The organism is Pantoea sp. JGM49, assembly GCF_018257655.1.
Lineage (GTDB): Bacteria > Pseudomonadota > Gammaproteobacteria > Enterobacterales > Enterobacteriaceae > Pantoea > Pantoea communis.
Window position 1 is genome coordinate 385,941 of sequence record NZ_JAERJM010000001.1, and the last position, 21,146, is coordinate 407,086.

Sequence of the window (21,146 nt, forward strand, 5' to 3'; positions counted from 1 at the left end):
TTACTTACTCTCACGCTTAATCGTCAACGGGAAGACCTGATCTGCGCCGTACTGCGCAGTACAACTGGCAATGCCATCACCGGCTTTACACACCAGTTCCGGCATGCGGTAGCGCGATTTGTCGCTGCAGGTCGCAGTATAGCGGCTGCGAACCACCATGGTGCCGTCCACCGTCATTGCGGCAGTCACATCGGCTTTACAGCGGATATTGTCGCCCTGTGTAATGGTAGCGATGCCTTTACCGTTACGCAGCTGGTAACGCAGGCTCGGTGGCTTACCGGTTGGCAGGTTAGTTTGTCGTAATATCACGCGCCAGGTGCCGTTGATAAACTTCACGGAGCCAATACGCGCATCTTCGGTGGTCATCACCAGGTCATCGGCCTTGGCCGGTTCCGTATGTTCAGCAATCACCTCAGGCGGCGCAGGAGGCGCGGCAGGCACAGGCGCAGCGGTGACCGTGGCGGTTTTTTGTGGCAGCGTGGCGGCCAGTTTCTCAGCTTTCGCGACCACTGGCGGTGGCGTGAAAACGGGAGCCGGTGCATCGGCAACCTGGGCTGGCGGTGTGGCTTCAGGCGCTGAGCTGTGCACCCAGAACGCTACGCCAGCCGCAACCACGGCGGCAACCGGCAGCAGCAATGCCAATGGACGCAATGCGGAAGGGCGGCGAACAGGCGGCTGTTCAACTTTAGGCTCAGGCTCAGGTACGGGTTGTGGCGCTTCGGGTTCAGGCTGGGCGATCTCAACGGGCTCTTCCACCACGGGTGCAGCCACAACGGCAGGCACTTCAATCAAAGGCGCAATAACCGGCGCCACGATAACCGCAGCCGGTGGTTCTGGTAGCAACGGCGGTAAATCCTCTTCGAGGCTGTCGCGCAGGCAGGCCAGTGCGTCATCGCGTGAGCGCGCCTGCGGATCGACAAAGCCCCAGAAGGTGATGACGGGTTTGCCATCAACCAGATAAACATATTGCTGATCCGGGAACTGCAACGTCTTGCTCAGTAAGGCGCCAAACAGGCGCATGGCCGGATTCTCCGCGTCACGCGCGCGTAGACTTGCAGCCAGTAAATCCTGCTGATTGAGTGTCAGGAGTTCCAGCGCTTTTTGCCGCTCATGATCGCTGGCACCGCGCCAGGATTTTACTTTGCCGTTAAAGGGCGCATACCAGTCGAGGCGGTCCCCACGTTCGTTAGCCTGGGGAATGGCAAGGCAGTTTGCCAGCGCCGTCTGGCGACGTAAACGCAGTGTTTCACGGATTTGCAGGGCAGAAGCCCAGACCGGCTGGCCGTTTTCACCCAGTGCCAGTACCGAATCCAGATTGCCGCTGCGCAGAAAAGTTTTTGCCACTCGTAGGGCCCTTATCGGTGGTTGCCTGAAGCAAAATAGTGTGTGTATTTGGCGATACTGGTGATCTTAAGCCAAATGCAGGGGAATCAAACGGCTGATAAAGGGGGAAAAACAGGGTGTTTTTCCCGCGTGTAAGCGTCGGTTGCTGAAATTTTAAGCGCGTGCGCGGTGGCTCAGCACCAGATGGGTGATCATGCCGCCGATTAATCCCCAGAAGGCAGAACCAATCCCCAGCAGAGAGATACCACTGGCGGTGATTAAAAAGGCGACGATGGCGCTGTCACGGTGATCGGGCTCGGCGAGAGCGCGTTGCAGGCTGCCGGAGAGGGTAGCCAGCAGCGCCAGCCCGGCCAGCGTGGCGATCAGCACCTGCGGCAAGGCACTTAACAGAATGGCAATCAGCGCGCCGGTAAAGCCAGTCAGCAGATAGAAAATCCCGGCAATCGCGGAGGCCATCCAGCGTCGTTTCGGATCGGCATCCACATCCTCTCCCATGCAAATGGCAGCGGTAATGGCCGCTATGCACACCGAAAAGCCGCCGAAAGGAGACAAGATCAGCGCAATAAAACCGGTCCAGCCAGTAAGAGCGGAAACCGGCGGTTGGTAGCCATGCGCCTGTAAGGTCGCAATGCCCGGTGCATTTTGTGAGGCCATGGTGACCAGAAAATAGGGCAATCCAACCCCAATCAGCGATGCCAGCGTGAACTGCGGCATGATAAATTCCGGCACGCTCAGCGTCAGAGCATGCGGCGGGAAATGAATCGCCTGCTGACCCACCGCCACCAGCACGCCAGCGATCAGCGCCAGAATGATGGCATAGCGCGGCAGCCAGCGTCGGCTTAACAGCCACACCAGACACATACTGCCGCACAGGGCGAAGTTGCCTTGTAAACCGGTGAAGGTGCCGATCCCGAAGCGCAGTAAAATCCCCGCCAGCATCGCTGCTGCCAAAGATTGCGGAATGTGGTTCATCAAGCGGGCAAACAGTCCGGTCACGCCACTCAGTACGATCAGCGCATTGGTCGCTACAAACACGCCGACCACTTCATTTAAGGTCAGGCCCTGCACGCTGGTGGCCAACAGTGCCGCCCCCGGCGTCGACCAGGCGGCCAGAATGGGCATGCGTGTCCACACCGAAAGACCGAAAGAGGCGAGACCCATGCCAATGCCGAGCATCGACAGCCATCCGCCGATTTGTTCCGGCGAGGCGCCTGCAGCCTGAGCGGCCTGGAAAATCAATGCGGCAGTGCTGCTGTATCCCACCAGCACCGCAATAAAGCCGGAAACCAGCATAGGGAAAGAGAAAGCGTTGCGCGAAGTGGCGGTGATCATCGGTTTGCATCCTGCTGTGCGTTATAACGCACACTATCGCACGAGTGTGTTATAACGCACAAGTGCTACACTGCGCGCGAATTTGCCAGGAGATATCATGGAAAATCTGCATCAACATTTGAGTCAGGCGTTAAAACAACTGCGCCAGGCGAACGGCTGGAGCCTGACACTGGCAGCGGATCGCACCGGCGTCAGCAAAGCGATGTTGGGCCAAATCGAACGCGGTGAATCCAGCCCAACGGTGGCAACATTGTGGAAAATCGCCACCGGGTTCAATGTGCCTTTCTCGTTTTTTGTTCAGGGTAGCGATCAACCGCCGGGTATCGCCGCGACTTTTAGCCAACCCAATGCGCTAATGCAGGTGAAGCCGCTGCTGCCATATGATGCCGCGTTGCGTTTTGATCTGCTGGAAGTCACCCTTGCTGGCGGTGCACAAAGCGACTCTTCCGCACACGAAAGTGGCGTGATTGAGCAGGTGGTGGTGCTGGAAGGTGAGCTGCTGCTGTGCGTGGAGGGAACCTGGCGTCGTCTGCTCAACGGCGAAGCGCACCAGTTTGCGGCGGATGTCGCGCACAGTTATCGCAATCCCCTCAGCACACCTCTGCGTTTTCACAGTTTGATTCATTACATCAAGCGGCCGTGAGTGCCAATTACAAATTGATACGAAGGTAAACTACACAGTTTGCCTTCGTATTTATATACTCGCGCTTCATCAGTAAGGAGAAGGTGCCATGAGCGACCTGAATAGCGCGGCTGCGACTCTACGCAGCGTGAATGGCAAACTGGCGCGACGTCTGCGCGAATCGGCCCCACCGGGCGATCTCACCTGGCCACAGGTTTCTGTATTGGGTTATCTGGTGCGCGATGGCGCAATGACGGTAACCGAATTGGCCGGGTTAGAAGGCGTGCGCAGCCAGTCGATGGGTGCGACCGTTGCCAGCTTGCAGGCGCAGGGACTTGTGAAAGGGGAAGCCGATCCGCTGGACGGCCGTAAAACCCGCTATCTGCCGACCGAAAGCTGCCTGAGGCTGATCGCCGCCAATCGTGCACAACGTGATGACTGGCTACTCCAAAGCATGGCAACCACGCTTAATAGTGCGGAGCAGAAAATTTTAATGGCCGCTATTCCCTTACTGCAACGTATTGCCGACCAATAATCCTGAGAGGAATTCCCATGGCTTTAACGACCTTAGACGCAAAAACCGCCCTGATTGTGATTGACCTGCAGCACGGCATTGTCCGTCTTCCTGTTGCGCCTTTGTCAGCCGATGTCGTGGTTGAGCGTTGTGCACAGCTGGTTAAGGCGTTTCATGACAAAAACCTGCCGGTGGTGAAAGTGAATGTCGCCGGTGGCGCACCAGGCCGTAACGAGCAGGCGCGTCATAGTGGCGAACTGCCAGCCGACTGGGCTGTGCTGGTACCGGAAATGGCGCTGAAAGCCGATGAAATTGCCGTGACGAAAAAGACCTGGGGTGGTTTCCACAATACGGATCTGCACGATCAGTTGCAGCAGCGTGGTATCACTCAGGTGGTGGTGTGCGGTATCGCCACCAGCATTGGCGTGGAATCCACTGCGCGTCAGGCTTACGAGCTAGGTTACAACGTCACGCTGGCAACAGATGCGATGACCTGTCTGAACGCTGATACCCACCAAAACAGCGTTGAGCGTATCTTCCCGCGTCTGGGCGAAACCGGCTCAACCACCGACGTGCTGGCTCTGCTGAAGTAAAACGACTGGTCAGGCATGCTCATGCACTGCATGCGCATTGTCAAAACGGCATAAAAAAAAAAGCCCTGCAATCCGAATAAGGTTGCAGGGCTTTTTATCAGGCGCGATGTCAGTTACTGAAACGCATAACTTACCGTCAGACCTACACTGTAGTTGCGTCCTGGCGCCGGCTCGTAATAGCGACCGTTGCTCTCATTGACGATCACTGAACCCACATAGGTGCGGTCAAACAGGTTATCCACGCGACCAAACAAGTCCAGCGTCCAGTTCTGTACCAGCCACTTATAACCCGAGTTCAGGCCAAATACGGTATAAGAGGGTGCTTTGACATCATTTTCATCGTCCGCTGCAATGTCGCTCATGTAGCGCACATCACCGCCGGCATACCAGCCATGATCCGGCGCATAGGCTAACCCGGCATAGGCCATATTACGTGCGATGCCTGGAATACGGTTGCCGTCACAGCTTTCAGTGCCACAGGCGTTAGAGCGATAGCGCGCATCCAGCAAGGTCCACGCCGCTTTCAGGTGCCAGTCATAACCAAACTCCTGATCCAGACCCAACTCCAGCCCGCGACGACGGGTTTCACCGGCATTTTTATAACTGGTGCGGCCTTCATAGCTGCTGTCAGAGACGATTTCGTTTTTGGTATCGGTCTGGAACACGGCGGCGGTAATTAAACCGTTACCGATACGCTTTTTAGTGCCCAGCTCAACCGTATCGCTGGTCGCCGGCTTCAGATTGAGGTTCAGGCCAGACTGATCGGCTGAGCGATAAGACAACTCATTTAGCGTAGGCGTTTCAAAGCCACGGCCCGCAGACACATAGGCATTCCAGCTATTATCAATCGCATATTTCAGTGAGGCGGCAGGCAGCCAGCGGTGATAACGTCGATTACCGCTGTCATCGGGATCGCTGGAAGTGACGTAATAATCGTTGGAGTCGAAATTCACCGTGCTCAAACGCACACCAGCATCCAGTGACCACTTATCGGTGAACTGCCACGCCGTTTGCAGATAAGGATCGAGGTTCCACATCAGGTTGCGTTCATTGCGGCGCATATCACCCTGCACGCCGTAATCCGTCACGCCATTGCTGGTGGTGAAATTCTGATAACCCTTACGCTTTTCGGTCATGGTTTCATAGTCGAGACCGGCGGTCAGCGTCACAGGAAGGGTGAACACGGTATCGCGATGGGTCCAGCGCGTATCAATCCCCTGATAGTGGCGAGCCAGCGAAATCACGCCGCCGGGATAGCCTGCTTTCAGCTGGGTCGCCATCGGAATCGATTGATACTGCGTGGTTTCACGCTCACCGGCGTACATCATCACGCTGAGATCGTCATTCTCGCTCATCTGGCGCTGATAGTGCAGCCCAGCCTGCGTTTGGTCGACGGTTTTGCGCGCGTTGTAAAGCGTCACGTTACTTGCAACCTGACGCGGATTATCTTTCCATTGCGCCTCGGTCAAACCGCCGGGATCCTGCGCATCCACGTGAACGCTGTTAAACAGTAGCGTCAGGGTGCTGACATCATCAATGCGCACACCGAGTTTGGCGTTACCGAGGTTTTTCTCTGCCGAGCTGTGATCGCGATAGCCATGGGTGGTAAAGCGCGAGGCCGACACGGTGTAATTCACGTCACCGGCGTGGGTGCCATCACCGGTGGCGCCGCTGGCTTTGACGCTGTTGCGCCAGCTGCCGTAGCTACCGTACCAGGTGCTGGCTTCCAGCGTGGTAGGCTGCTGGCCGGTTTGGGTCTCGACATTAATGACACCGCCCGACGAGTTGCCGTACAGGGCTGAGAAGGGGCCGCGCAGTACTTCAACATGATCAATCGAACCAATGTCGATATTTGAGGTTTGTCCCTGACCATCAGTCATCGTGGCGGGAATACCGTCGACATACAGGCGGATACCGCGCAGGCCAAAGGTTGATCGCGAGCCAAATCCGCGCACGGAAATTTGCAAATCCTGCGCATAGTTCTGGCGATTCTGAATCTGCATGCCCGGCACGCTGGCGAGATTTTCCGAGAGGTTGACGCGTGGTGCCGCATGACGCATATCCTCACCAGACACCACACTCACCGCCGCGGGCGTATCCAGCTCTGACAAACCGGTGCCCGCGGGCGCGGCACTGACGACCATGGTATTGCTGGCATTATCCGCCGCCATCAATTGCAAAGGGAATAATGCAGGCAGCATCAGCAACGGTGCCTGTCGCAGTAAAGCAATTTTCATTATGAAAGACCGTATAAAGACGTGGAATGAACCAAATGGAACATTAATCGCGCATATGTTAATAGTTTTGCCGATAAATGGTATTACATTTTCACGCATTATATTAAATAAATGCTGTTATTAGCGTTTTATACCTCAGGCAGGGAGAGGGCTGTGACGTTTGCTGCGTAAAGGCCGTTGACTCATGGCTATTTTGTTGGCAATGGGCTGAACAGGGACAACGCAAACGACTGAGCGGCTGCCGGATGGATTCATAAGCCATAACGATAGTGAAACTGCGCTCACGTTGTCCTTATGCGTCTATCCCGCCAGTGTCATGACGATAGCCTATCACCTTAATAAGACTGAGGTTGTCGGGCAGGAGGATGCTCAGTGAGCCATCGGCGAACAGCTTCGGTCTCTGATCCTACTTCTCGCACCGCCCGGGTAAGTCTTTCCTGAGTCGTATGCAGAGTGAGCGTCCAGTAAGTGATTTGCCATTGTTCAGATAATTCAATGCGCGACAAATTTGACGGGATGCGACGCTGTATAGGGTCTTTCATTTTTATTATCCTCATGACTTAAAAACATAATTAATTCTTATCTGATGAGGAGGTGATTTTGTTTTTTTTCTGCGCTGGGGAAAGCAGATTATTCCCTATTACTTTGTTTGAGCCATGATTGGGATGTTTCTTATACAGAAACGAGAAGAATAAGCGTAACGGCAAGCACTGGCCCATGATGTTATCGAATACAAAAAGGATGTCGGCGACACGAAACGATGATTGCTCAAAATAGAGATATTAAAAGCAATCAAACGGATGCGCTTTTTATTTATAAGCTAACAAGACAATAATTTCTTAAAAATATTTGAATAGTGCCTTTTAACTGATGATTCTTCAGCTTCATCCAGCTTTTTGAGCAATTCAAAACACAGTGTTTTACGACTGAGCGTTTTTCCCGCGCTTAAAATTTCGCCCACAACGCGCCCCAGGGCTTCCTCTTCTGAAATATCTTTTGGAGGTGCCACATCCTGCTCCATAGCCATTCTGTGATTCTTCGCTACATCATTGATGCACATATCAATTCCTCTTAGGGATCACAGGCGTCAGGAGAGCGCTATGATTAAATTTAATTAGGAAATGACTATTTCCTAATATGGCAAATGAATCATTCCAGAACCTTCATCACCATAGTAATGGTTTTTTTCCCATTAGTCACATCCTGAACTTTACCTACCACACGCATGCCGAATGCCACGCACAGCAATAAGCCTGCCGCAGTTTCAGCATCCAGTTGAGAGGAAATAGATCCGTCTTTCTGGCCTTCAATAATAAGCGAAACGAGAAAGTTTTGATTACGCAACACGGCCTGCCTGACTAACGCTGAAAGTTCTTCATCCAGCGTTTGCAGTTCAACCGTGCTCCCAACAACCAAACAACCTCTACGCCCTTCAATCTCAACCGCAGAGTCTAAATAAAATTGCAGTAATTCCTCAATCCGCGATCTGCCATCCGGGAAATGTTGCAACCGCTGACGTAAATCGGCATTACGGAGGGCAATGTAGCGTTCAAATACCCGCAAAAAAAGGGTGCGCTTATCAGTAAACGCCTTATATATACTTCCAGCCGTTAAACTCATGGCTTCGCCCAGGTCGGCTATTGATGAAGCGTGATAACCTTTCTTTCTGAATACTATCATTGCTTTATCTAAAACGTCGTCCATATCGAAGACTCGGGGTCTTCCACGTTCTCGAGTGACTTTTAAGCTTTGGTTTTCTGATGACATCGGTAATTATTTATAGAGTGTTAGTTTCCCATTTATCATATGCGAACTTTTTCCAATAATCGAATAGCGATGAATACGAATTCTTGTGTCATTGCCGCAATGATAAAATTAACCCGGTAAATCGTTACCCCATTCTCCTCGCCAGAAAGCCCCCAGTGCTGTTTAAAAGCATGCTGATTAACCCTGTGTTTGTCGGGGTTGAGATTAAAAAATGCCTTTCGGCGCACCTCTCGCCTGGCTGCGCGCAGAAATTTCTGTCAGTCTGACTGTTTTGTCTGAATGCATAAAAGGGAATCAAGATGAGTCAGCAACCCGTCGTGGCGGTATTAGGTTTGGGCGCAATGGGGCACGCGTTTGCCGCAAACTTACTGAAAAAAGATTTTGTGGTGCGCGGCTGGAACCGCACGCGTGCCAAAGGTGAAGACCTTCTGGATGCCGGTTTGCAACTCAGCGACAGCGCGGCGCAGGCCGTAGAGGGTGCCGATGTGGTGATCGCGATGCTGTCTGACGGCGACACCACGCGTCAGACGCTGACCGAAGCAAGCCGTGCATTGAAGCAGGGCGCGACCGTCTGCCAGATGGGGACTATTGGCGTGGAAGCGACTGATGCGCTGATTGCCGACCTGCAACACGCACGTCCGGACGTGCTCTTTATCGATGCGCCGGTTTCCGGTACCAAAGCGCCTGCCGAAAATGCGCAGATTCTGGTGATGGCCAGCGGCGATCAAAGCAAAGCGCAGGCCGCTGAGCAGGTGTTTGCTGCAATTGGAAAAGGCACACAGTGGCTGGGTGAGGCGGGTGCCAGCTCGCGTATGAAACTGGTGGTCAACAGCTGGCTGATTGGCCTGATGCAAAGTCTGGCGGAGAGTACACGCCTGGCGGAGCAGTTTGGTTTCAGCACCGACGATCTGTGGAAAGTGCTGGATGGTGGCCCGCTGGCAGCCCCGTACGCCAAAATGAAACTGGGTATGATCGCCAGTGGTGATTTCACCCCGCAGATGCATCTGGTGTGGGCCTTGAAAGATGCCAGACTGGCACTGGATGCTGCGGGTGAGACCAAACTGCCCGCGCTGGAGAACATCGTCGATGTCTGGCAGCAGGCGGTCGATGCCGGTTACGGCGAGCAGGACCTGGCGGCGGTTTACCAATACCTGAAGCGCTAAATGAGCCAGCGCCTCAACTTCGATTTTAGCCAGCGTCCGCTGGTGCCTTATGCGCACGATTATGTGCACGGTGATGCTGAGTCATGGCATCACCACGATTGTGCACAGTTGATACATACCTTAAGCGGCGTAGTGAAAGTCGAAACCCGGCAGGGCAGCTGGATTGTGCCGCCGAGTCGTGGCGTGTGGTTACCGGCGGGCACCGGGCATGCACTGCAGATTGTGGGTGCCGTGGCGGCACGCACGCTGTTTGTCGATCCGCTCGCACGAGCGGATCTGCCTGCCAGTTGTCAGGTGGTGCAGATTTCCCCGCTACTGCGAGAGCTGATCGTCAGTGCTCTGGCATTGCCGGACGCTTACGCCTCTGGCAGTCGTGCGGAACGCATTTATGAATTGATTCTCGATGAAATTCGCGTAATGGATGTGCTGCCCTTCGGCCTGCCGTGGCCGGAAAGTGAGCGGATGCGTGCACTGTGCCAGCAAATTCATCAGCAACCGGGCGAGAGCTGGACACTCGCGAGAGCGGCCAGCGAACTCTGTGTCGCTGAACGCACGCTGGCGCGTCATTTTAACCGCGAAACGGGCTTGCAGTTCAGCGATTGGGTGCGCCGCGCACGCCTCAGCGTGGCGCTGGCGCGGCTGGCGCAGGGCGAAACGGTGTTAACGGTGGCGCTCGAACTCGGTTATGACAGCCCGAGCGCCTTCAGTGCGATGTTCCGCCGCGTGCTCGGCGTTACACCGGCAAACTACTTTCCTGCGGCAGAAAAGCGTGGGCTGCGTTGAGTAGCGCCTGTAATGAGGCGCGTGTCACATCATTATCGATGCCCACACCCCAGGCACGTTCGCCGCGTGCATTGGTACAGCTAATATAGGTAACAGAGCGGCTGTCACTGCGTTTACCCAGCGTATGCTCGTGGTAATCCTCAATGCTGATTGCCAGATCATAGCGCTGACGCAGTGCCGCGACCGCCGCCGACAGCAGTCCGTTGCCTTTGCCTTCCAGCGTCAGCGTTTGTCCGCCATCCTGCAGGCGCGCTTTAAATCGTGTTTCACCTTTCTCATCGCTATGGCTTTCCGCGTCCAGCAAGCGACGCGCAGGCTGCGTTAAGCCGTAATGCTGACAGAACAGCTGCCATAACGCGTGATGGGTCATCTCCTGGCCGTGAGCATCGGTTTGCTGCTGCACAGTGCGGCTGAAGTCTTGCTGCAACCCGCGCGGTAACTGCAGGCCATGGTTTTGCTCCAGCAGCCAGGCGGCACCGCCTTTACCGGACTGACTGTTGACGCGAATCACCGCTTCGTAGCTGCAACCGATATCGAGCGGATCAAGTGGCAGATACGGCATTTGCCAGATCGCCTCCTGACGCTCATTGCGTTCGGCAAAGCCTTTGCGAATCGCATCCTGATGCGAACCCGAAAACGCGGTAAACACCAACTCACCAGCGTACGGATGGCGCGGATGCACCGGCAACTGGTTGCAGCGTGTCACCACTTCCAGCACCTGCTGGATATCGCTGAAATCGAGTTCCGGCGCTACGCCCTGAGTATATAAATTCAGAGCCAGCGTCACGATATCGACATTGCCAGTGCGCTCACCATTACCGAACAAACAGCCTTCAACGCGATCGGCTCCGGCCAGTATCGCCAGTTCGGCGCAGGCCACGCCGGTGCCGCGATCGTTATGCGGATGCACGCAAATCGCCACCTGCGATCGCTGGCTAAAGTGGCGGCAGAAATACTCAATCTGATCCGCATACACGTTCGGAGTATTCACTTCCACCGTGGCGGGCAGGTTAATAATCATCGGGCGTTCAGGCCCCGGCTGCCAGATCGCTGCGACTGCTTCACAAATCTCCAGCGCGAATTCAGGTTCGGTAAAGCAGAACGTTTCAGGTGAATACTGGAAGGTCCAGGCGGTGTCGTTTTGTGCTTCACATTGGGCGCGGATTTGCCGTGCCCCAGCGCAGGCCAGCTCAATGATCTCTGCTTTGCTCTGGCGGAATACGCGTTCGCGGAACAACGGTGCCGTGGCGTTGTACATATGAATAATCGCCTGCGGTGCGCCGCGCAGGGCTTCAAAGGTGCGATCAATCAGATCGCTGCGTGCTTGCGTCAGTACCTGAATCGCAACGCCTTGCGGAATATGATGCTGCTCAATCAGCAGGCGTACAAAGTCGAAATCAGTTTGTGAGGCGGCAGGAAACGCCACTTCAATCTCTTTGAAGCCGCAGCGCAGTAACAGCTGCCAAAACTCCAGCTTGCGGGCGCTGTCCATGGGTGTCGCCAGCGCCTGGTTGCCGTCACGCAGATCGGTGGACAGCCAGCGCGGTGCCTGGGTGAGCTGGCGCGAGGGCCACTGACGGTCAGGCAATTCAATCACCGGAAAGGGGCGGTATTTTTCAGCAGGGTGGTTCAGCATGAGGTTCTCCTTATGGGTCTGTACTCAGTCTGGACCACATCGCCGCACGCTGCTCACGCATAACTGACAAGCCACATTGCGTAACTGACATTTCGTTGCGAAGTTGCCGCAGCAGCCAGGCCCACATTCTGTGAACCCTCGCTATCCCAACCGTTCACAACAAATGTGGGATGATGAGAATCGACGGCCAAAAGCGTTGTGCTGCTTATGCGCAGGATGATTTTCCTCAGACGAAATCGGCATCTGGGCTTTTAGCACAACAGGGTAGTCTGGGGTTTTGCGATATAAGAGAAAATAGAATGAAAAGAAAAGCTTTAGCCCTGTTAGTGATGCTTGCCAGTGGAACCGCTGCGGCGGAAACCGTCACACTGCGCATTGCCGACCAGAAGGGCAATATGCATGCCGAGATGGAAGCGGCACAGCAGCTCAATAATCTCAATTATAAAATCGAATGGGCGGAGTTCCCGGCAGCGGCACCGCTGGCGGAGGCACTGAATGCGGGCGCCGTCGATGCGGGTATCATCGGTGATGCGCCGCTGCTGTTTTCGCTGGCGGCCGGTTCGCAGGTGAAAGCGGTGGCGGTGAGTAAATCTGTGCCTGAAGGCTTAGCGGTATTGGTTAGCCCGGATTCAAAAATTAAAACCGTGGCCGATCTCAAAGGGAAAAATATTGCCACCGGGCGTGGATCCATCGGCCATTTTGAAGCGCTGAAAGCACTGGAAAAGGCCGGTTTGACGGATAAGGACGCCAACTTTCGTTTCCTGACACCCGCCGATGCGCGCATCGCATTAGCCAACGGTTCAGTGGATGCCTGGTCAACCTGGGATCCTTATACCGCGCTGGCGGAAGTCACGCATACTGGACGTGTGCTGATCAATGGCGTTGGCCTCTCCAGCGGCAACAGCTTCCTCGCGGCGACCGATGCGGCAATCAATGACGAGGCCAAACGTGCAGCGCTGCAGGATTACGTTAATCGCCTTGCGGCGGCGGATCGCTGGGCGAACAGCCATGTTGATGCGTACTCCACCACGCTGGCGAAAATCATCGGCTTCCCGAAAGAAGCCGCGGCGAAGTCCTTTGCACGCCGCCAGTCGCATTGGCAAGCCATTGATGACGCCACCATTGCGCAGCAGCAGGACACCGCCGATTTTTATCAAAAACAGGGCCTGATTAAGCAGCATCTCGACGTCAAACCCACCTTTTATCATGGCCTAAAGGTTGCACAAAACTAACGCTTTGTGCCCCTTTGTTTGGCGAATCAACCGGGCGCGAGTAGCATAGCGCCTATATATCTCGCTGTGTGATCCCCTATGTTATTTAAAACCTTCGATGGTCATAACGACCTGCTGCTTAATCTGTGGCTGCATCATCGTGACGATCCCGCTGGCGCCTTTTTTTCTGGCATTGAGAAAGGGCATCTGGATTTTCCACGTATGCAGCAGGGTGGTTTTGCCGGTGGGCTCTTTGCGCTGTTTGTCCCGCCGCAGCGTTACATCAACGAAGTGGCACCACAACGTGCAAACGAGCAGTGGCAGCCGCTGGATATTATCTGGCAGCAACTCGACATCCTCAAGACGCTGGCAGCGCAGTCCGGCGGGCGCGCCCGCTTATGCCTGACGGCTTCGGATATTGCCAGCTGTCGCCAGGATGGCGTGCTGGCGATGGTCGCGCATATTGAAGGGGCGGATGGATTCGATGCCGATGGCGAAGATCTGCATGCCTTCTATCAGGCAGGCGTGCGCAGCATTGGGCCTTTCTGGAACTTACCTAACCGATTTGGTGAGGGAGTAAACGGTGCTTTCCCGCATTCGCCAGACACCGGACCGGGCCTGACCTCCGCCGGTGAGCAGTTGATCCTTGCTGCCAATCGCCATCACATGATGATTGACGTGTCGCACATGAATGAGAAAGCGTTTTGGGACACTGCACGGCTCTCAACGGCACCGCTGGTGGCCAGCCACTCTAACGTGCACGCGCTTTGCGCCCAGCCGCGTAACCTGACTGACGATCAACTGCGTGCCATTCGCGATCGTGGCGGAGTGGTAGGGATTAATTTTGGTAACGCTTTCTTACGGCCGGATGGCAAGCGCGATAGTGATACGCCATTGATTGAAATTGTTAAACATCTGGATCATTTAGTTGAAATAATGGGGCCAGAAAACGTAGCATTTGGTTCGGATTTCGACGGCATTAGCGTGCCCGATGCGTTGAAAGATGTTTCAGGGCTACCGCATCTCTATGCGCTGCTCACGTCGCTCGGCTATGATCAAGTCATGATTGAGCAGTTTGCCTGGGGGAACTGGCTGCGCGTCCTGCAACAGATTTGGCAGGATTAGCACAATTCCCTTACCGAATCAGGGTTGATCTGCCCGCTACATTGGCGCAACATCAGCCCGCGTCGTGCCTTGCTGCCAGAAAATTCGTTTACTGGTGCAAGCATTTCCAGCAGAGCCTGCTCTGCGTTATTTGTTTTGAGGAAGAAAGTTATGTGGAAAAAACCTGAATTTGTTGACCTGCGTCTGGGCCTGGAAGTGACTCTGTACATCTCCAACCGCTAAGACTTTCTGCCCGCCATTCGTGCGGGCATTTTATTTTTCATTCTGGTTATCTCTCATGTTTATTAAAGTGCTCGGTTCAGCGGCAGGCGGCGGCTTTCCGCAGTGGAACTGTAACTGCGCCAATTGCAGCGGCCTGCGCAACGGTACGATTCAGGCTCAGGCGCGGACGCAATCCTCGATCATTGTCAGTGACAACGGCGAAGATTGGGTGCTGTGTAACGCATCGCCAGATATCAGCCAGCAGATCGCCCACACACCCGAGCTGAATAAAAAAGGGGTGCTGCGCGGCACGGCGATTGGCAGCATCATTCTTACCGACAGTCAGATCGATCACACTACCGGTTTACTCAGTCTGCGCGAAGGCTGCCCGCATCAGGTGTGGTGCACGCCCGAGGTGCATGCCGATCTCACCAGCGGTTTCCCGATTTTTACCATGTTGCAGCACTGGAATGGCGGGCTGCAGCATCATGGTCTTACGCCACTCGAACCGTTCCGCGTCGATGTCTGCCATAACCTGCAGTTCACCGCCATCCCGATTCTCAGCAACGCGCCGCCATACTCGCCGTATCGCGATCGTCCGTTACCGGGCCACAACGTCGCTCTATTTATTGAGAACACCGCCAATGGCCAGACGCTGCTGTATGCGCCAGGTCTGGGCGAGCCCGATGCGGTGATCATGCCGTGGCTGGAGAAAGCCGATTGCCTGTTAATTGACGGCACTGTCTGGCAAGACGATGAGTTGCTCGCCACTGGCGTCGGTAAAAACACCGGCAAAGCGATGGGGCATCTGGCCCTCGCGGAAGAGCATGGCCTGATGGCGCTGCTGGCGTCACTGCCTGCACAACGCAAAATTCTGATTCACATTAATAACACCAATCCGATCCTCAACGAGCAGTCGCCGCAGCGTCAGTATCTGACGCAGCAGGGCATTGAAGTGAGCTGGGACGGGATGGCGATTCATCTGCAGGAGAGCGCATCGTGATTATCACCGAAGCCTTATCGCCTCAAGAGTTTGAGCAGGCGCTGCGTGCCAAAGGCGCGTTTTACCACATTCATCATCCATACCATATCGCGATGCATAATGGTGAAGCGACGCGTGAACAGATTCAGGGCTGGGTCGCGAACCGCTTCTATTACCAGACCAATATTCCCCTGAAAGACGCGGCGATTATGGCGAACTGTCCGGATCCCGCAACCCGCCGTAAGTGGGTGCAGCGCATCCTCGATCATGACGGCAGCAACGGCCAGGAAGGCGGTATTGAAGCCTGGCTGCAACTCGGTGAAGCGGTGGGATTGGATCGTGAAGTCCTGTTGTCCGAAAAACTGGTGCTGCCGGGCGTGCGTTTTGCTGTGGATGCCTACGTTAACTTCGCCCGTCGCGCCAACTGGCAGGAAGCGGCCTGTAGCTCATTAACTGAGCTGTTTGCACCGCAAATCCACCAGTCGCGCCTCGACAGCTGGCCGCAGCACTATCCGTGGATCAAAGAAGAGGGTTACTTCTATTTCCGCAGCCGCCTGAGCCAGGCAAACCGCGATGTGGAGCACGGGTTGGCGCTGGCGCTGGAAGTGTTCACCACTGCTGAGCAGCAGAATCGCATGCTGGAAATTCTGCAGTTCAAACTCGATATTCTCTGGACGCTGCTGGATGCCATGACCATGGCGTATTCTTTGCAACGCCCGCCTTATCACACGGTCACCGATCAGGTGTCCTGGCACAGCACAAGACTGGTATAACATGATGAAAGATAATCTGATTCCCGCCTTCCGTCGTGGCTATCGCATGCAGTGGGAAGCGGCGCAGGATAGCCATGTGGTGCTGTATCCCGAAGGCATGGCGAAGCTGAATGAAACCGCGACGGCGATCCTTGAACTGGTCACCGGCAAACAGGATGTGGCCGCCATCATCGCCATTCTCAACAGCCGTTTCCCGGAAGCGGGCGGCGTGGATGATGACGTGAAGGAATTCCTGCAATCCGCCGTAGAACAGAAATGGATCCACTGTCGTGAACCTGAATAAAACCGCCACGCCGCCGCTGTGGCTGTTGGCTGAGCTGACTTATCGCTGCCCGCTGCAGTGCCCATACTGCTCGAATCCGCTCGACTTCTCGCAACAGGAGAAAGAGCTGACGACTGAGCAGTGGATCGGGGTGTTCCGTCAGGCGCGCGCCATGGGCAGTGTGCAGATGGGCTTCTCGGGCGGCGAACCGCTGACGCGGAAAGATCTGCCCGAGTTGATCAAGGCAGCGCGCGATCTCGGTTTCTACACCAACCTGATTACTTCCGGTATCGGTCTGACGGCGAAAAAACTCGACGCTTTCGCGGATGCGGGTCTGGATCATATTCAGATTAGCTTCCAGGCGAGTGATGAAACCCTCAATGCCGCGCTGGCCGGTTCGAAAAAAGCTTTCCAGCAGAAGCTGGAGATGGCGAAAGCGGTTAAAGCGCACGGCTATCCGATGGTGCTGAACTTCGTGCTGCATCGACATAATATCGACCAGATCGATAAGATCATCGACCTGTGCATTGAGCTGGAAGCGGACGACGTGGAACTGGCAACCTGCCAATTCTATGGTTGGGCGCATCTTAACCGCCAGGGCTTATTGCCGACGAGGGAACAGATTGCCCATGCCGAATCGGTAGTGGCGGAGTACCGTGAGCGAATGAGCGAAACCGGCAACCTCACGAATCTGCTGTTCGTCACGCCGGATTATTACGAAGAGCGACCAAAGCCTTGTATGGGCGGTTGGGGTTCGATTTTCCTCAGTGTGACACCGGAAGGTACGGCGTTACCTTGCCACAGCGCACGCCAGTTACCGGTTGAGTTCCCATCAGTGCTTGAGCACAGTCTGGAAGACATCTGGTACAACTCGTTTGGTTTTAACCGTTATCGCGGCTATGACTGGATGCCGGAGCCGTGCCGCTCCTGTGATGAGAAAGAGAAAGACTTCGGTGGTTGCCGTTGCCAGGCCTACATGCTGACCGGCAATGCGGATAACACCGATCCGGTATGCAGTAAGTCACCCCATCACGGTAAGATCCTGGAAGCGCGCCGCGAAGCCACCTGCAGCGATATCAGAATCGCCCAGCTTCAGTTCCGCAATCGCTCCAACTCTGAACTGATCTTCAAGCAGCGAGTCACCTGATGACCTCTCGCCAGCTGGTGTTAGCCAATGGCCTGCGTTGCCACCTGCATCATCAGGCCGATGCGCGCGACGCTGCAGCCCTGATTCGCGTGCAGGCGGGCAGTCTGGATGAACCCGACCGCTGGCCGGGTCTGGCGCATTTGCTGGAGCACCTTTTGTTTTGCGGCAGCGAGCGTTTTAAAGATAGCGAGCGCCTGATGCCGTGGGTGCAACAGCTCGGCGGGCAGGTCAACGCCACCACGCAACTTAGCCACAGCGCCTTTTTTTTCCAGCTTCCCGCAACGAACCTGTCTGAGGGTGTGCAGCGGTTGAGCGATATGATCGCCGCACCACTGTTAAGCCAGCAGGCTATTCGGCAGGAAGTGGCGGTGATTGATGCGGAATGTCAACTTCTGCAACAGCATGCCGACACGCTTTGCGAAACGGCGCTGGTGGATAGGTTGGGCGGAGCATTTCAACGTTTTCGCGTCGGCAATCAGCAGGTTTTTGGTGACAATGTCACTTCATTGCAGGTTGCGTTGCGCGTCTTCCATCAGCGCTTTTATCACGCGAATGCCATGGAGTTGTGGTTGCAGGGACCGCAATCGTTAGATGAGCTGGCGGAACTGGCGCTGCATTTTTCTTCGATCAGCTCGGCAAAAATCTTACCTTCAAATCTCACACTCACACAGCCTCCAGGCGACGTGATGTTGCTGCTGGCAGGTGATGAAAGCTTCTGGCTGACGTTGATGTTATCCGGCGATGAACGGACTTTACGTGACAATGTCACCTTGCTCAGCGTGTTCTGGCAAGATGAGGCACCGGGCAGCCTGCTGAGCGCGCTCAGAGAGGCTGAATTAAGCGATACGCTGCAGGGACAATGGCTGTGGCAGGATGCGCAACACGGTTGGCTAGCACTGCGATTTAGCGGGCCTAAAATCAGTGCGGAGCAGGCTCATCACATTGAACACTGCTTCTGGCAGCATTTAGACGCCATCAAACTCTGCTCTTCGGAGCAACAGCAGCATTATGCGCAGCTGGCACGGCATGATTTTGCCTGCTTATCGCCACTGGAGCAGTTGCGTGGCCGGGCGCTGGGCTTTGCGCCTGCCGATTATGTGCCGCAGGGTTTCAGTGCTTTTATCGCCGCATTGGCGCAGGCGCCTTGCTCACGCTTGCTTACTCAGCAGCAACTGGACTCGCCAGAAAGCGTCCAGACGCAAGGTTTCACGCTGCTGCGCAAAAAAGGGCTGCCGCAAAGTCCGAGCACATTCTCAACGCCGGCATTCTTTTTCTATCCCACTGCGCAACCGGCCGTATTGCCACTGTTATCACCGATAGCAATGCCGCTGCCGCGTTTTGCGCCCCGGCAACAGGTTGAAACCTTGCTGTTGCGACCCGCTTTTTATCACACGATGAGTGATGCCGAAGCGCAGGCCCGGCAAACCCGGCTGCGTCCAGTGCTGGCGGCGTTGCGGCATGCTGGAGGAAGTGGCAGTTGGCAGCAGAAGCAGGGGGTCTGGCAGTTGGTGCTGAATCTGCCTGTCTGTGAGTCACACGCTTTGCTGGCTGTGCATCATGCACTTGAGGCACTGAACCTGACGCCCCAGCCAAAACCGCTGCCGCATGCCCAAACGATTGTGATTCGGCAGCTTCTTGCCGCCTTGCCCGCTCAATTGATTGCCCCGGCCGGTGACACTCGATGGCTGGCAGCATGGTGCGGTAAGCACACGTCATTGCATCAGCGAGTATCGCATCTGCTCAGCGACTTTACGCCTGATTTAGTAAGCGGTGCACAGCCGCCGCGCTTGCAGCGGGGCATTAAGCCGGTCCCTTGTACCGGAGGCGATCAGGCGCTGTTGCTGTTTATTCCGCTGCCGCTAGCTGATGACAGGCAATTAGCCGCACTGCGCGCGCTGTCGTTGTTGCTGGAACCGCGCTTTTTCCAGCGATTACGGGTCGATCAGCAAATTGGCTATGTGGTGTCGGCACGCTACCAGCGCGTGGCGGATGTCGATGGGCTAATGCTGGCACTGCAGTCGCCACAGATTCCATGGCAAACGCTGCTTGGACACTGCAAACGCTTTTTACGCGAAATCGTGGCAGAGCTAGATATTATCACGCCGCAAACCTTAGCGGCCTGGCAAGCCACACTGCGCGAACAGTGCGATGCCAGCGATAACGCGGAAGTCGCACTGCAGGGGTTACGACAACAGCAGGGATTGCCGACCCTCACGCGCGATGCGGTTGCATCCCTGACATTGCCCCTTATCCAGCAGCTTCATACCCGCTTAATGCGCGAACGCCGCCGCTGGCGAATACTCGTTAATCAAAGTTGAAAAGCGATGTGCTTACCGTTAGGCAAAGTCACATCAATACTTATCTCTCCGCCCAATGCAGCCACGTAACGCCTTATAGTCCGAAGTTACTTCCAAAATTTCTTAGCGAGGAAAATCAATATTCCATACAGTATAAATGTACTTATTGCTAACGTAGCCCAGGTTTTCTCAGGCCATCTGTCATAGGTAAATGATGTAATGATCACCAGAAATATAATGGGTATCACAGTAAATACTTGCATCCAAAGGAAATCTTTTAGTAAGCTTTTTAAATTTCTCATAAGATTACATATTTCCTGACATGGTGAGCAAATGTTTTAAATTTTTAATTACTGTATTTTCGTCGAAAAATGAATCCTTGATGACATGGCCAAGAACCGGTTCCACTATAAAGTACATCATTTATAATTTTTTAGTGTAAAGAACATGATGAAATAATGGATTTAACATTTTCAATCTTCCAGCTGATTCTGCAGCATCCTGAACAACACCATAAAGCCCTGTCGCCATTACAGGTATAGCCGTCCATTTTCCGACATGAAATCCAGAAATATTTAATCCACGAGTTACAGCTAATGCAATGGATAGGGAAATTCCATTGCTTAAGCCAAAGTTGGATGCTATTCGACTACCATACCCGCTTAACTCTTTAATTATTTTATCTCTACCATGAGAGTTAAGGTTTTTTATTTCATGCTCCACATATATTTGTATTATATCAACTGCAATGCTCTGCCTTTTGTAAATTTCCCGTAGGCCGAGTAAAAATCTAACATCTTCGTCCTTCAATTTAGAACACACGTCGAGATAGTTATCAGTTAAACATGACGTATACCAGCTGAGCCGGGTCACACCAGAGCCAATCTGGCTCATTTGTTTTGCAAGATTTTCACTCACACCTTTGACGGCGTTCTCTAAGCGCAGAGCTAGAGACCTGTCTGACTCGATTTGAGAAATGATGTAGTCGTTGTGCAAGTTGATTTCCTTATCAATAATTCCATTACAGATTGTAGGTATATAAACGAGAACATAGCAAAATACGGGGCAAGCCGCTATTTTTAATTGAACACTACTTGAATGAATCGCCAATCAAATAATGCGGTGTTGTGTGCGCAATCCCACAGTTTTTTCTGCTA

21 protein-coding genes and 1 pseudogene are annotated in these 21,146 nt (G+C 54.4%); 13 read left to right on the forward strand and 9 right to left on the reverse strand.

The features are described from left to right. Entirely contained in the window at positions 1 to 1,344 is a 1,344-nt protein-coding gene (locus JK231_RS01970; protein WP_211727868.1) for an SrfA family protein, read from the reverse strand. A gap of 153 nt (positions 1,345 to 1,497) precedes the next feature. Next, a complete protein-coding gene (locus tag JK231_RS01975; protein WP_058959995.1) occupies positions 1,498 to 2,676 on the reverse strand; it encodes a benzoate/H(+) symporter BenE family transporter in 1,179 nt (392 codons plus the stop codon). 97 nt (positions 2,677 to 2,773) lie between these two features. On the opposite strand from JK231_RS01975, the gene JK231_RS01980 reads away from it, so the two are divergent. The 3 genes from JK231_RS01980 (at position 2,774) to JK231_RS01990 (ending at position 4,405) form a co-directional block, all read left to right on the forward strand. Beyond that, entirely contained in the window at positions 2,774 to 3,319 is a 546-nt protein-coding gene (locus JK231_RS01980; RefSeq protein ID WP_097117214.1) for a helix-turn-helix domain-containing protein, read from the forward strand. An 88-nt stretch (positions 3,320 to 3,407) separates the two neighbouring features. Further along, positions 3,408 to 3,833, forward strand: coding sequence for a MarR family transcriptional regulator (locus tag JK231_RS01985; RefSeq protein ID WP_097117213.1), 426 nt, complete (start codon positions 3,408 to 3,410; stop codon positions 3,831 to 3,833). A 17-nt stretch (positions 3,834 to 3,850) separates the two neighbouring features. Next, on the forward strand, positions 3,851 to 4,405 hold the full coding sequence (locus JK231_RS01990; RefSeq protein ID WP_097117212.1) for an isochorismatase family protein: 555 nt from the start codon (positions 3,851 to 3,853) through the stop codon (positions 4,403 to 4,405). 113 nt (positions 4,406 to 4,518) lie between these two features. On the opposite strand, the gene pqqU is transcribed toward JK231_RS01990, so the two are convergent. The 4 genes from pqqU to JK231_RS02010 form a co-directional block, all read right to left on the reverse strand. Then, the gene (gene pqqU / locus JK231_RS01995) at positions 4,519 to 6,642 is read right to left on the reverse strand and encodes a TonB-dependent receptor PqqU (protein ID WP_211727869.1); all 2,124 of its coding nucleotides are present in this window, start codon (positions 6,640 to 6,642) and stop codon (positions 4,519 to 4,521) included. Between the two features lie 335 nt (positions 6,643 to 6,977). After that, positions 6,978 to 7,199, reverse strand: coding sequence for a DUF3606 domain-containing protein (locus JK231_RS02000; RefSeq protein ID WP_306439518.1), 222 nt, complete (start codon positions 7,197 to 7,199; stop codon positions 6,978 to 6,980). Positions 7,200 to 7,462: 263 nt separating this feature from the next. Then, positions 7,463 to 7,702, reverse strand: a complete 240-nt coding sequence (locus JK231_RS02005; protein WP_097117211.1) for a hypothetical protein — start codon at positions 7,700 to 7,702, stop codon at positions 7,463 to 7,465. 89 nt (positions 7,703 to 7,791) lie between these two features. Continuing rightward, positions 7,792 to 8,346 carry a TetR/AcrR family transcriptional regulator gene (locus JK231_RS02010; RefSeq protein ID WP_237448742.1) on the reverse strand — a complete coding sequence of 185 codons (555 nt, stop codon included), beginning with the start codon at positions 8,344 to 8,346 and terminating at the stop codon, positions 7,792 to 7,794. 362 nt (positions 8,347 to 8,708) lie between these two features. Here JK231_RS02010 and JK231_RS02015 point away from each other — a divergent pair, with 362 nt between their 5' ends. Together JK231_RS02015 and JK231_RS02020 are read left to right on the forward strand one after the other, a co-directional pair. After that, positions 8,709 to 9,572 (forward strand): NAD(P)-dependent oxidoreductase, encoded by an 864-nt coding sequence (locus tag JK231_RS02015; RefSeq protein ID WP_211727870.1) that lies wholly within the window; start codon positions 8,709 to 8,711, stop codon positions 9,570 to 9,572. Then, on the forward strand, positions 9,573 to 10,355 hold the full coding sequence (locus tag JK231_RS02020) for a helix-turn-helix transcriptional regulator (RefSeq protein WP_097117208.1): 783 nt from the start codon (positions 9,573 to 9,575) through the stop codon (positions 10,353 to 10,355). Here JK231_RS02020 and leuA read toward each other — a convergent pair. Then, positions 10,306 to 11,991: a 2-isopropylmalate synthase gene (gene leuA / locus JK231_RS02025; protein WP_211727871.1), complete on the reverse strand. Its 1,686-nt coding sequence runs from the start codon at positions 11,989 to 11,991 to the stop codon at positions 10,306 to 10,308. The genes JK231_RS02020 and leuA overlap by 50 nt on opposite strands. A gap of 299 nt (positions 11,992 to 12,290) precedes the next feature. Between leuA and JK231_RS02030 the strand changes: the two genes are divergently transcribed. The 8 genes from JK231_RS02030 to pqqF all read left to right on the forward strand — a co-directional run bounded on the left by JK231_RS02030 (position 12,291) and on the right by pqqF (position 20,010). After that, the gene (locus tag JK231_RS02030; protein WP_160832872.1) at positions 12,291 to 13,223 is read left to right on the forward strand and encodes an ABC transporter substrate-binding protein; all 933 of its coding nucleotides are present in this window, start codon (positions 12,291 to 12,293) and stop codon (positions 13,221 to 13,223) included. Positions 13,224 to 13,301: 78 nt separating this feature from the next. Next, positions 13,302 to 14,327, forward strand: a complete 1,026-nt coding sequence (locus JK231_RS02035; RefSeq protein ID WP_097117205.1) for a dipeptidase — start codon at positions 13,302 to 13,304, stop codon at positions 14,325 to 14,327. A 150-nt stretch (positions 14,328 to 14,477) separates the two neighbouring features. Further along, positions 14,478 to 14,549, forward strand: a complete 72-nt coding sequence (gene pqqA, locus JK231_RS02040) for a pyrroloquinoline quinone precursor peptide PqqA (RefSeq protein WP_010617686.1) — start codon at positions 14,478 to 14,480, stop codon at positions 14,547 to 14,549. A 55-nt stretch (positions 14,550 to 14,604) separates the two neighbouring features. Beyond that, positions 14,605 to 15,531, forward strand: a complete 927-nt coding sequence (pqqB, locus tag JK231_RS02045; RefSeq protein WP_211727872.1) for a pyrroloquinoline quinone biosynthesis protein PqqB — start codon at positions 14,605 to 14,607, stop codon at positions 15,529 to 15,531. Further along, positions 15,528 to 16,283 (forward strand): pyrroloquinoline-quinone synthase PqqC, encoded by a 756-nt coding sequence (gene pqqC, locus JK231_RS02050; protein ID WP_038647148.1) that lies wholly within the window; start codon positions 15,528 to 15,530, stop codon positions 16,281 to 16,283. The genes pqqB and pqqC overlap by 4 nt, the downstream gene beginning before the upstream one ends. A 4-nt stretch (positions 16,284 to 16,287) precedes the next feature. Continuing rightward, positions 16,288 to 16,566: a pyrroloquinoline quinone biosynthesis peptide chaperone PqqD gene (gene pqqD / locus JK231_RS02055; protein ID WP_211727978.1), complete on the forward strand. Its 279-nt coding sequence runs from the start codon at positions 16,288 to 16,290 to the stop codon at positions 16,564 to 16,566. After that, complete coding sequence (gene pqqE, locus JK231_RS02060; protein ID WP_211727873.1) at positions 16,553 to 17,692, forward strand: pyrroloquinoline quinone biosynthesis protein PqqE; 1,140 nt, start codon at positions 16,553 to 16,555, stop codon at positions 17,690 to 17,692. Before pqqD ends, pqqE begins: the two co-directional genes overlap by 14 nt. Continuing rightward, the gene (gene pqqF / locus JK231_RS02065; RefSeq protein WP_211727874.1) at positions 17,692 to 20,010 is read left to right on the forward strand and encodes a pyrroloquinoline quinone biosynthesis protein PqqF; all 2,319 of its coding nucleotides are present in this window, start codon (positions 17,692 to 17,694) and stop codon (positions 20,008 to 20,010) included. Before pqqE ends, pqqF begins: the two co-directional genes overlap by 1 nt. On the opposite strand, the pseudogene JK231_RS25440 reads toward pqqF, so the two are convergent. Then, a pseudogene (locus tag JK231_RS25440) lies at positions 20,001 to 20,096 on the reverse strand (transcriptional regulator); the annotation flags it as partial. The gene pqqF and the pseudogene JK231_RS25440 sit on opposite strands and share 10 nt — an antisense overlap. 316 nt (positions 20,097 to 20,412) lie before the next feature. After that, positions 20,413 to 20,985: a hypothetical protein gene (locus JK231_RS02070; RefSeq protein ID WP_211727875.1), complete on the reverse strand. Its 573-nt coding sequence runs from the start codon at positions 20,983 to 20,985 to the stop codon at positions 20,413 to 20,415. Positions 20,986 to 21,146 lie beyond the last annotated feature (161 nt).